Genomic DNA, 13,135 nt, shown 5'->3' with positions numbered 1-13,135 from the left:
AGCTAATCCCCATTTATGGCTTTCAGAGGATGTTAATTAGTGAGGTTATAATGGCTAAACGCCGCAATCCAAAAAAAGAAAAAGCACAACGTAATCAAGCTTACGCACGCAAGTTTCGTAAAAAGAAGAATACAGGTTTTTTCTCAAAGCGATATTCATCTAAGTTTACATCTGGTAATAATCAAAACGGTAACGATCAATCAGAAGAGACTACTAGTGCTGTAGAAGAATAGTATGTTTTAATATTTTAATGTTCAAAGTTCTTAACTATGAATTTTGAAATATAAAATCTAGATTTGAAAATTATATAGTCAAATCTAGATTTGAAAATTAGATAATCCCATCTAGATTTTAATAATTATAGGACTTACACAGAAGCCAGGTTATGAGATAAAATTTCGTGATTTAAAACACAATCAATAATATAGTTAGGCCTTGCTAATTAAATATCAAAGCCTTGATTAGTATTTATTTTAGTCTTTTTAGGATCGATTATTGCGCATGATATTCGGTTAGGAAAACTTAAAAAATTAGTACTTTAGGTGAGCCCCTAGTCAGAGAGCAGCAAGTCAAAAATAAATCCGACTATCTCCTCTATAAATTTCCTGTTCCTCTGTATGTAGGCTATTTAAATATTACTGATTTGCCGAGATTTATTTATATAAGTTTATATATACTGATATGACTATACTTATCAAGCTTCACTGGTTTTGGTATAGTTAGAGTATAAGATTAGTTCGTACTTTCACATCATCCCACTAAGTAACCGAACTCAAGCTTTCTGTTACCTAACTTCTAGACATTGTAATTAAACTTCTGTAAGCGGCCAGCCAGCAAGGCGATATAAGTACTTAAAAGTGCCTAGAATTTTTCACAGTAGGCATTGGGAGCTCCCCAGAATGTCAGGAGCCTCTTACTGTGTATTGTTAACAATTGTTAGCACTCATAGTATCAATAATAATATCCGTATTTATTCAAAAAAAACAACTCAAAGGTAGCCCACTTATGGGTGAGGCTTGAAGCCAAATTTATTTATTTTTCTGCCAATTTTTGCTTGGCAACGTCAATTTCTGTTTTTACTTGTTTAAAACCAGTTCCACCATAGCTATTGCGTGCAGACACTACTTGGTAAGGGGTTATCGCTTCATAAATGTCACTTGCAAAAACAGGATGTAATTCCTTCCATTCTTTTATAGTTAAATCTTTCAGTAATTTACCACCAGAAATACAAGTTTTCACAACCTTACCTACTAAATTATAAGCTTCTCGAAATGGTACACCACGAGCTGCTAAATAATCTGCCACATCTGTAGCATTAGAAAAATCTTCTGCTACTGCTTCTGTTAGGCGATCACTGTTAAATTCCAAACCTTCCTCCAATAAAATTGTCATTGCCTCCAGACAACTTTTAACAGTTTTAATACTATCAAACAAACCTTCTTTATCTTCTTGCAAGTCTTTATTATATGCTAGTGGCAGACCCTTCATCACCACTAACATACTTTGTAAATGACCAAATACTCGACCTGTTTTTCCCCTAACTAACTCTGGTACATCAGGATTCTTTTTTTGAGGCATAATACTCGAGCCTGTGGAACAAACATCAGTTAAAGTTACAAACCTAAATTCTTCAGATGACCACACAATTATTTCTTCAGCCAAACGACTTAAATGCACCATAATTATACTAGCTGCGCAAAGAAATTCAATAGCAAAATCTCTGTCACTTACGCCATCTAAACTATTAGCATAAGGTTTTTCAAACCCTAATAACTCAGCAGTATAGTGTCTATCAATAGGAAAAGTTGTACCAGCTAAAGCACCACAACCAAGGGGAGAAATATTAACTCGACGATAAACATCTCCTAGCCTTTCCCAATCTCTTTCCGCCTTATGAAAATAAGCCAAAAGATGATGAGCTAAACTCAAAGGTTGCGCTCTTTGTAAGTGAGTATAACCAGGGATTAAAGTTTCAATATTAGACTCAGCTAATTCTAATATAACTTTTTGAAATTTGATCAATAAAAACCGAATTTGTTCAATTTTTTCTCGTAAATAAAGCCTAGTATCAGTTCCTACTTGGTCATTTCTAGACCTAGCTGTATGTAGTTTTTTGCCTACATCTCCAGTGATTTCTATCAGTCTTTTTTCGACAGCAAAGTGAACGTCTTCAGCATCTTCAACTATATGAAAATTTCCGGTTATATATTCTTGACGAATTTGTTCTAAACCTGTCAATAATTTTTCTCCTTCTTCAGCGGAGATAATACCTGTTTTAGCTAACATTTTTGTATGAGCTACTGAGCCATTTATATCATGCTCAATCAATTCAATATCAAAGCTAATACTAGCATTAAATCTAGCTATCATAGGATGCAGTGCTTTTTCAAATCTTTGGCTCCATGTTTGTCTATCTTGCTTCATTTTACTGATTTTTTTTCCTATTTAATAAAATTATTAATAGCGAGTAATTATGGTTAAATACTTTTAACTATCTAACCAATTATCAGAACAACTAAATATTGTTCATCCCTGACCACATTTTATAAATTTGTTCCCATATTTTTGTATGCCTGCCCATAAATCTACATCAAGTTGTTAAGTAAAAAGTTGCTGACTAGACAATATTTTTAATCCTAGTAAATATCAATAATTACTGTAATTATTAATCATATTCCTATCTAATTATTTATCAATTATATGCTTGAGAATCTATTTATTCTGTCAGAGTCATAGAAACAACTTGATATCTTTTAATTACCGTTATTTTTCATTAAGTTTTACCCTCATTACCACTAGAGTCATATCATCTGGGTTATTATTTTCTACTCCAACAAATTGATCCACTTGCTCAAATAAATAATCTAATATTTCTTGTGGTTCTTGATAATTTTGACACGCAAATTTGAACGCTTGACTTAACTTAATATCATCATAACGATCGCCGTGCTTATTAGCTGCATCTGTAAACCCATCTGTGTAATAAATGATAGTATCTCCTGGATGAAGTTTTACTTGTGCTTCATTATATTCAGAATCTACTTCCAAACCAATTAACATTCCCAGAGTATCCAAATTCACAATAGAATTACTAGCAGCTTGCCACAACATGGGAGGATGGTGAGCAGCATTACTATAGGACAAAATTGTAGTTTCTGGATCATACTCTGAATAAAATAAAGTTACAAATCTATGGGAATTTTCCAGATCAGCGTACATAACTTGGTTCAAATGTTGTAGTACTCGTGCTGGTGAGTGGCGGTTTAATACCTCCGCTCTCAACATTCCTCTGGTCATGGTCATAATTAAACCCGCAGGTACGCCTTTACCCATGACATCTCCAATTACAATACTCCACTTACAGGAGTCCTGTTTTTTTTGCTTAGAATTAACCTGGTCGTAGTTAGAGGGAATAAAGTCATAATAATCTCCTCCTACTCGGTTCGCTGTTTTACACCGTGCTGCCAGGGTAACACCAGGAATTTCTGGACATTTTGGTGGTAATAGTTGGAGTTGAATTTCTGCCCCTATTTCCACTTCTCGGTCTAAACGTTCTTTTTCTCGTAAGGAACTAGATAGTTCATCATTGGCGATCGCTACTGCTGTCTGGTCTGCTACTAGGCGAATTAATTTTTGCCTTGTTGGTGTCCAAGCATATTCTGGGTCGTGACTAAATACATATAAACGGCCTCGTTCTGAGTTTTTTACTAGAATTGACGTGCCAAATAATTGAACATCATTTCCTAAATAATTGCTAACTTGGTAGTCTAGACTAGCAGCTTGAATAGACACTTCCTGCAGTTCGGCAAGCAAGGTTGTTTCTGCAATCAATTGACGAGTTGCTATTTCTAATGCTTTTCGGATATCCTGACATTTTTGGCCTTCTTGGCAGTGTAATTGTTGGAACCTAACCTGTCCATTAGGCTTAAATAATACCAACGCCCCGCCATCTGCATCAGTTACTCGACAGCCCATAAGTGGAATTAATTCTAGAAACTGGTTGAGATTATTGAAGCTACGCAAGGCAAAGCCTAGAGAACTTAATAAATCATTAACATTTTGTTGTTCCTTATTTAAACGAGCCACCATTTTTTGAATAGCAGATGCAGAGGTTACTGGTGAGGAATTTTCAGTAGCAATATGGTCACTAGGTTCAGGGGAATTTCCATATACAGGTAGTACATTCATAGATTTTTTTTTGATAGATTGATAGACTAAAATTTATTGATACCTGATAGTGTGTATTATTTCATAAGCTGAAATTATGAGATTTATTGTTTTCCTAGATTGCTGCTTCGTTGATAATTTTGATTGGAACTATGTTTGAATTTATTCTGCAAAATGCGAAAACTACAATCTTGCTTGCTTAAAATTTATTAAGCATGACTTATAGAGTTATTATTTTTATGAGTTAGTAGGAGATTAAGTCTAGTTTTAAGTCATCATTTATGACTAAGTATTACTCTTTATTTTTTTGTGTTTTTATATAAATATGATGTCACCGAATCAAATTCACCATAAGTTATCTTTAAGAGTTTTTGTAAAATCAATTTTATCATCTTCCCATTCTTGAGACTACTTATAGCTAATTTAGTTTTCTAAAAATAAATAAAAACATAACTAATAAAAATAATATCAATCTTTAACTTACACACAGAGGATTTCATTAAAAGTCAAGTACAGCTATGGTACTTCATATACCTGGGCTACAGGAAGATCAAAATACCAAAAATAAAAACATAGATTTTTTGACAACTGCTACTTCAGTACAGTTTCTCATTCTCAATGGTCAAAGCAATAAACCTTTAACCACTTATAAGAGCTTCAACAAATTCATAACTAGAAAATGGACGGAGGTCTTCTATTTTTTCTCCCACACCAATAAAGCGAATAGGTAAACCCAATTGCTTTACAACAGCAAGTGCCACACCACCTTTAGCAGTTCCGTCAAGTTTTGTTAAAACTACGCCACTTAGTTTAGCAGCTTTAGCAAATACTTCTGCTTGTCGTAAACCATTTTGACCAAGTGTAGCATCTAATACCAGTAGGGATTCTACTACTGCATCTGGAGCTTTTCTATTTACTATGCGATGAATTTTACTCAGTTCATCCATTAAATTTTTCTTATTTTGTAGTCTTCCGGCTGTATCTACCAGTAACAATTCCGTATTTCTGCTTTGAGCTGCTAGTATAGCATCAAAAACTATTGCTGCTGGATCAGTATTTTTACCAGGATTAGCTATTACCTCTACTTCACTTCGTTGTCCCCAAATTGTTAATTGTTCTACTGCCGCAGCTCGAAATGTATCTGCAGCTGCGATTAAACATTTGTAATCTGACTTGGTAGCTAAATGAGCAATTTTACCAATAGTTGTAGTCTTACCAGCTCCATTTACACCATTCAAGAGCCAAATATTTAGGGAATCCTTTTCTGGGACAAAAGTTAAGTTATATGCAGCACTAGCCACTTCCAAATCTTTGAATGGCTCATCAAGGATGTCTCGTAAGATTTTTTTTAAATAAGCGATCGCCTCTTTTAGAGGTAAAGCTTCTGAGCGCAACTTATTTTGTAGGGTTTCTATAATATAGTCAGTAGCTTCTACTCCAACATCAGCTTGTAGCAACATTGACTCTATTTCCATTACCGCATCTTGATTTAGAGGTCCTTGGCCAACAATTGCCTTCAATTGGTTGAGCAAGTTGCGTCGAGTTCTATCTAAGCCTTGCCGTAATTTCTTCAACCAAGTAATTTCTTCAGCAGAAACCTGATCTGGGCGACGACCTTGAGCTGCTAAAACTTCTGCTGACCAGAGAAATGCTTCATCAATAATTATCGGGTCTATTTCTTCTGTTTCGTTATCTACAGTTATTTCTTGAAGAATTTCTGGTTCTGGTTCTTCTATAGCAGTTTCTTTAAGACGTTCTACCCTTGCTTGTCTTTCCGCTTGAGCTTTAGCCCAGAAAGGTAAATCTTCATCTACTTTATCAACTACTGCAGTTGTCTCTAACACTGAATCTGACTCTACTGGAATTTTTAATTCTGAGGATTTTATTTCCCTTGGAGCAGTTTCCCTTACACTTGGAATTAGTTCGGCCTGAGTGCTTGTAGATGTAGATTCTGTTTTTTGTCCTGCAATATCTTCTTGTTCTTTAATTTTGGGTGGCTCTGGTATACTTGGATCAACCTTTACTGTTGTAGCAGTTGTTTGAGTTTCTAGCTTTTCCTCTTTTTCAAAAGTACCTGTAGCATCTTGAACACTATCTTGAGCTTTTTTCTGTTCTTGAATATTTTTATAGGCTGCTTTAGCCCAACTCAAATAATCTTCTTTACTGTCTGTAGACTCCTGCTCTGATTTTTCTTGTGATTCAACAGCTGCTTCTAACTTTTCTTTTTTAGGTGCAGGTTTCTCCTTTGAAGTTTTGTCTGAACTATCATTATACTTACGACGGAACCAATTAAAAACCATATTTATTTTACATATTACTATTGTGACATCTTCCCGACACTGACCCTACGAATACAGTACGGGTTTCCCAACCTCAAGATTGAGCAAGTATTCCTGCCTCCACGCCACTTGTCTAGGTAATAAACCCCCGACAAACAGACTTGAGAGGCTGTTTACCTTCCCCAGAGTTCCTATCTCTAATCCACGATGTAATAACACATATATACCCTGGCACTACAGTTTCTGGGAACTGCTAGTGTTTTTCCCTAATTCCTGCTCCAATCAAATCTAACTTTTAACTTTTAAGTTTGACTTTGACCCCTCAAATTACATTAATTTTATCAAAAACTCTTCGCAACACTCCATTGATAAACTTATACCCATCTTCACCACTATAACGCTTGGCTAGCTCTACTGCTTCACTAATTGCCACTTGTTTTTGAATTCCAATAAACATCATTTCTGCTACTGCAATTCTAAGTATATCTAGGTCAATTCTGGGTAAACGTTCTATCTGCCAATCCACTATTGATTCTTGGAGTAATTTATCAACTTCTTTTCTATTACCATTTACTTTTGTTAGAACTTCCATAGCATAGCTGCGAACTTCTAATTGATTAGTAAGTTGAAGCATTTCTGGTAATTCAACAGCAGTTCCAATACGATTAATTGCTGTTTGGCCTAACTCTATGGCTTCATAAAGCATTACTCTAGCACTTTCAATATCAGTAGTGTCTATCTGACTATTCAGAAGGCGATCGCTCCCTCTCTGTAGTTCTGCTGCTGCAGTTTCTAAAATATCTTGGGCCTCTATTCTTAAAGTCCGAACTGCTGCCAATACAACTTCTTGAAGTTGCTTTTTTTCTAAACTCCCTGATTTTTTTGGTAATTGACTTAAGGCAAGAAGAGCTAATTCGCGAGCTGTAGAACGGGGAGTCTTTTTCATAGTCTTTGTATTATATTCTGGTCTAATCTGTTAAATCCTTTTCAGCAAAAAGTTGTTGATCTTAATTCTTTAATCTAGAGGTGCTGGTTTGAGCTTATTGTTGAGTATTTTTTCTTCACTAACTGCAGAATTTGAACTAGGATTTACTATTCCACCAGATATTAAAACTTTAAAAGCATCTTCCACTGACAAAGAAACATTAATCACATCTTTTTCTGGTACTATAGCGTACCAACCAGATGTGGGATTTGGAGTTGTAGGAATGAATAAACTTAACATTGAATCTCCTAGATGAGATTTAATTTCGTTACCTATAGTGCCTGTGACAAAAGCTATAGTCCAAATTTCTCGACGTGGGTATTCTACCAATACCACACGGCGAAATCTCTGGTTAGAGTCCCTGAGCAGAGTTTCTAATATTTGCTTGAGAGTGCCATAAATTGAGCCAGCAAATGGAATTGCTTGTAATATTTTCTCTCCTAAATCTAATAGCCATTTTCCCGCAATATTTCTGGCCATCAGTCCTATGATTAGGATGCTTAGCAATGGTACTGCTAGTCCCACTAAGAAATTTAGTAGACCCACCAGAATTGGATGTAAACCATCAAAGGGATTAATTTGCTTTGGAATCTTGGTGAGAAAATTAATTACCCACCAAGTAATAGTTATAGTCAGCCAAATTGTGGTGGCCAATGGTATGACTACCAATAGACCTGCAATTAGGTCATTTTTTAAGTCCTGCCTTATGCGTTTGAACACCGTTACCCACTTATTCATAACTGGCTAGATATTTTTTACTCCAGCCTAAAATCAAACTTACTTATTATATCTTAATATCTAAGGTTTCAAATTAACCATTTAACATTTCATAATGTTGAATTCTTGACAATGGATAGATAATTTTAGCAACTGTGATGTAAATATCTTTGATATTGCTTTAACTATTTCCGTACCGGAATCCTCTGCCAGCAATTATCAACGAGTCTCCTGGGGGGTACTGCGCAATTTATATCAAGTTAAAACTACTATTTGACCTAGATTTCTATTTTAACAAAATTCTAACACTTTTTTGTAGTGCTATGGTATCAAGTCCAGTTTTAACAAGACATTGATAATTTTTCCCTATATAGTGCAAGTGTCTACTCAAAGAGTTAGGTGATATAATTAAGCAGTGCAATATTTGCACCTATAAAAAAAGCTTCAAACATAATTTGAACCTATATACTGTAAGTCTCTCTGAAAGAGTCAAGAAATATAACTAATTAGTAGAAGATTTGTAGCCACCAAATAAAGTGCAATAGTTATGTCCAAAAATAGTTATTTAAGAAAGGAACAACAAGAGTTTAAGAACCTTTTTTGGACAAATAAATAAAAATTATTACTGAATATACTAATTACTATAAATAATACTATGTTTCCTCACGACTTTAGTGATTAAGCAATAAGTAAGTCAAATATATATTTCTGTAAACTAAGTTTTTATCCAGATATTTCAAAGGCTTGAGATTAATTATCACTAGAAATATAATTAAGTTTTTAACTATTATATGTATTAAATCTTAGATTAATTATGACTAATAATTATAGAGCATAAGTTATTTAAATACAACGTTTCTATCTATTCTCTACTCTTCAGAAGATTTAAGGATACTTTTGAGATTTCGTAAAACTATTTCTTCTACTACTTATTGATCTGAACATCAAAAAAATTCAGCATAATTTATGGCAGATAAGCACAAAAAAAATCAAGTACTGAGTAGTAAAACTTAATCTTGACTAGAAGATTCAAAGTTTAGATTAAATTATTTAATAAATTCTATGAATAATTTCCGTTTTCATCAAGATACTATTACAGAAGTCAAGCAAAGGGCTGACATTTATGATGTTATTTCAGAGCATCTTTTATTAAAAAAGCGGGGAAAAGATTATGTAGGATTATGCCCTTTTCATGAAGAAAAAACTCCTAGCTTTACTGTTAGTACGACTAAACAACTGTACTACTGTTTTGGTTGTGGTGCAGCTGGTAACGTGTTGAAGTTTTTGATGGAAATTGGTAAGTCTTCTTTTAGTGATGTTGTATTAGATTTAGCGAGACGTTATCAAATACCAATTAAAACAGAATTACCGGAAAATAGACAAGAGTTTCAACGGCAAATTTCTCTGCGTGAAAAACTTTATGAAATCTTGGCAATAGCTAATAGTTTTTATCAACATGCCTTAAGACAACCCCAGGGAAAAATTGCTTTAGAGTATTTACAAATTTCACGTCAAACTTCAGAAGAAACCATTCAAAATTTTCAATTGGGTTATGCTCCTAATGGTTGGGAAACTATTTATGGTTATCTGGTAGAACAAAAAGGTTTGCCTGTAGAATTAGTCGAAAAAACTGGATTAATTTTGTCAAGAAAATCTGGTACTGGTTATTACGATAGATTTCGCGATCGCTTAATGATTCCTATCAATGATATTCAAGGTAGAGTTATTGGTTTTGGTGGCAGAACTTTAAGTGATGAACAACCTAAATACTTGAATTCTCCTGAGACAGAATTATTTGATAAGGGTAAAACTTTATTTGCTTTGGATAAAGCAAAAACTGCTATTTCTAAACAAGATAAAGCTGTCGTTGTAGAGGGATATTTTGACGCGATCGCTCTTCATGCTTCAGGAATTAATAATGTTGTTGCTTCTCTTGGTACGGCCTTAAGTTCAATTCAAATTAGACAACTTTTACGTTACACAGAATCTAAACAAATCATCTTAAATTTTGATGCTGACCGAGCCGGTATTCAAGCTACTGAAAGAGCAATTGGAGAAATGGAAAAATTTGCTTATAGTGGGGAAGTTCAACTGAGAATTTTAAACATTCCTGACGGGAAAGATGCTGACGAATATTTGAAAACTTATTCTGGTAAAAAATATCAAGAATTATTGGTTAATTCTACTCTATGGATTGATTGGCAAATTCAAAATATAGTCAGAACTAAAAATCTTAGTCTGGCAGATGAATATACTAAAGCTAGTCAAGAAATAGTTAAAATATTAACGAAAATAACTAATGATAATCAATTTACTTATTATCTTCAATATTGTGCGCAAATTTTGAGTCAGGAAGACACTCGGAGAGTTTCATTAATTTATGAAAATTTATTAACTCAAGTTTTTATTAATTGGAAAAAGATCTTAGCTAAGGGTGAATTTATATCACCACCGTTACTAGTAGCGAAACAATTAAAATCTAATCAGCGAAATAATAGGAACTTTACTAAGGGAAAAAAAAATCATTCACCAGAGGTTTTATCTCCACCTGTAAAAGGGAGTTTATTGGCAGAAGCTGAGTCTTTATTATTGCGTATTTACTTACATTGTCCTAACTATCGTCGAGAGGTGAAAGATGCAATGGAAGCAAGAGATTTACAGTTTAGCTTCGCTCACAATAGACTTTTGTGGCAGCAAATTGTTTCTGCAGAAAATATCTCGGAAAATGAAATTAATCAATCAGATGATTTAATTTCAAAGTTACAAGATACTTACTGGGAAAATCTAGATAAATTCCCTAATTTAAAGCATCTTTTTCATTTAGATGAAAAAACAAAAAAAAATATTCTTAGAGCCCCTTTAGAAATTCGTTCTTCAGTAGCAACTATAGAATTAATTATATCAAAAAAACGTCAAAGTACTCTCTTGAATATGTGGCAAGAAACTGATTTATCCGTTGACCCAGAATTAGCTGAAAAATATAAAGAAAAATTTTATAGTGAATCACAATGGATTCAGGAATTGGAGAGGTTAAGACTGACAACTATTCAAGATTTAATTGAAGTACCTTTAGGGGAATTAACTAACTAAAATCATAGTACAAAAATAACTCTTCAAATTTTTCAGAGTAAACAAGTAAATATTTGAATATTAATGAATCTAAAAAACGAATTATGTTATGAAATAGTAAAGGGAAATCTTAATAGCAAAGTTAATTAGCCCTAAAAACTGCATATAGCTTATCTTTTCCATTCCAGAATAAGCCAAGACTTCTACTGTCTACTCTAGTAGTTTCATACAAGTTAAGTAGCAGATTTTTAGAGTTTGAATATTAATGAATCTAAAAAACGAATTATGTTATGAAATAGTAAAGGGAAATCTTAATAGCAAAGTTAATTAGCCCTAAAAACTGCATATAGCTTATCTTTTCCATTCCAGAATAAGCCAAGACTTCTACTGTCTACTCTAGTAGTTTCATACAAGTTAAGTAGCAGATTTTTAGAGGAGGTAAACCCTTTTATAGGCTGCAACTTTAATCAAAAATAATTCTGGTTATTTGTACAGGAACTGAGGAAGAACTCAATGTTTAATAAAATATAAATATATACTTGAAAAAAATCAAATAAAATTAGCCCATTGTAATCCTGGTCTGTTGTAATTATTTTGTCGAGAAAAACAGAAGTATAAATATCCATAAAAGGTTTTTATACCATATATCCTAATATTTCCACTTATTGGAATTTTTCGAGAGATTTAGTAGGATAATCTTACTTTTTTCATCCCCATCTACCATTTCGGAGCAGAGCTACTGAATATCTTTCATGTGTTAAACTAGTTATAATAATAAGTTTAGAAAAACAACAATGAATAAGGTAACCTAATTGAAATGTGCTTGTCTGGACTGCCTATCTGTGATTGACATTGAGGCAGCAGTAAAGAAATAACGATTTAAACTACTGCTCCGACGAGTGTGTTAATGGACGGAAAATGAAATTTGCTGCGTTCATACTAGGTATAAGTGCAGTAGCAAATAACTAGAACATCCCTTGAGTAGAAACTAAAAACTAGAAACATAGTCTAACTATCTATTAGTAAATAGTCTAGCTATTGGTAAAATATCAAACTCTGAACAAAGAAACGGAGTTTTTAAGATTCACTGGAGAAATGCATTAGTACAAAAAAAAACAACCATTATCCAATCCTTATTTTTAGACAAAACCTATGTTGGCCAGAGAATACCAGGCGTTCACTCATTACTGAAGCCCTACAAGCCTGAAGAATGACCCTAAGATAAACAGACCTCACCTAAAGACTCTGCTAACTAAACTAAAACAATACTCTGCCAAGAAGGTCAGTCGAAATTATCAGTTAGTAACATTCCCCTCACCTCACTCAGAATATTAATACTTGTAGCTATTATCATAAAAAGCATAAATTGATGGTACAATAATTAATTTTGTAGTCCCTGCCGGAATGACCAAAAATAAATTTACCAAGAGTCTACCCTTAACCATTAGGGTTAAGGTAATTTTCCCTGAGAGAAGAACCATCAACAAATAGTCGTGCTATTTATTAGACCTCTCCAAAAATGCAGATTTTAGAATAACATAGCAAAGGTTTGATAACCTTTTCTGGAGATATCTATTGCTGAAATTCACTGTAGTTCGGCCAAGCCCTCATTGAAAGTCAGCAGAACTTATGGGTGAGACTTGACAGTCAAACAAAAATGAACTAAGTTCATTGAAAATAGTACATACATAGCAATATCGTAGCAGTATGAGTAATTAGGGAGAACTATGTGAATAAGTAGCTTAAGCTTCCTGATAATTTGAAGTTTCGGTCTTAAATAAGTTAAAGACTGTACTCAGTGACATAAGGGTGAAACACTGAATCTAGCTCCAAAGCTTATGCAATTCCTGCTTATATAAGTTTGAGTAAATTTATATGTAAGTTTAGGTAGATTTAGTAGAGCAGAAAGTCCAGCTCA

Annotated in this window: 7 protein-coding genes; 2 read left to right on the top strand and 5 right to left on the bottom strand. The window is 33.6% G+C overall.

Annotated elements, in window-relative coordinates; all coding sequences use genetic code 11:
• Positions 1–50 precede the first annotated feature (50 nt).
• Positions 51–233 carry a hypothetical protein gene (locus tag TERY_RS03540; protein WP_011610565.1) on the top strand — a complete coding sequence of 61 codons (183 nt, stop codon included), beginning with the start codon at positions 51–53 and terminating at the stop codon, positions 231–233.
• Positions 234–1,032: 799 nt separating this feature from the next.
• On the opposite strand, the gene argH is transcribed toward TERY_RS03540, so the two are convergent.
• From argH to TERY_RS03515, 5 genes are all read right to left on the bottom strand, one after another.
• On the bottom strand, positions 1,033–2,424 hold the full coding sequence (argH, locus tag TERY_RS03535; RefSeq protein WP_011610564.1) for an argininosuccinate lyase: 1,392 nt from the start codon (positions 2,422–2,424) through the stop codon (positions 1,033–1,035).
• A 339-nt stretch (positions 2,425–2,763) separates the two neighbouring features.
• A complete protein-coding gene (locus tag TERY_RS03530; protein ID WP_011610563.1) occupies positions 2,764–4,188 on the bottom strand; it encodes a SpoIIE family protein phosphatase in 1,425 nt (474 codons plus the stop codon).
• A gap of 617 nt (positions 4,189–4,805) precedes the next feature.
• A complete protein-coding gene (gene ftsY, locus TERY_RS03525; protein WP_011610562.1) occupies positions 4,806–6,467 on the bottom strand; it encodes a signal recognition particle-docking protein FtsY in 1,662 nt (553 codons plus the stop codon).
• A 301-nt stretch (positions 6,468–6,768) separates the two neighbouring features.
• A complete protein-coding gene (gene nusB, locus TERY_RS03520) occupies positions 6,769–7,392 on the bottom strand; it encodes a transcription antitermination factor NusB (RefSeq protein ID WP_011610561.1) in 624 nt (207 codons plus the stop codon).
• A gap of 69 nt (positions 7,393–7,461) precedes the next feature.
• The gene (locus TERY_RS03515; protein WP_044137161.1) at positions 7,462–8,151 is read right to left on the bottom strand and encodes a DUF502 domain-containing protein; all 690 of its coding nucleotides are present in this window, start codon (positions 8,149–8,151) and stop codon (positions 7,462–7,464) included.
• Positions 8,152–9,210: 1,059 nt separating this feature from the next.
• Between TERY_RS03515 and dnaG the strand changes: the two genes are divergently transcribed.
• Positions 9,211–11,238 carry a DNA primase gene (gene dnaG / locus TERY_RS03510; protein WP_011610559.1) on the top strand — a complete coding sequence of 676 codons (2,028 nt, stop codon included), beginning with the start codon at positions 9,211–9,213 and terminating at the stop codon, positions 11,236–11,238.
• The last annotated feature ends 1,897 nt before the right edge of the window (positions 11,239–13,135 follow it).

The sequence above is a fragment of the Trichodesmium erythraeum IMS101 genome (assembly GCF_000014265.1).
Classification (GTDB): Bacteria; Cyanobacteriota; Cyanobacteriia; order Cyanobacteriales; family Microcoleaceae; genus Trichodesmium; species Trichodesmium erythraeum.
The sequence above is the reverse complement of the archived record's forward strand: the minus strand, read 5'-3'. Positions and strand labels throughout refer to the sequence as shown.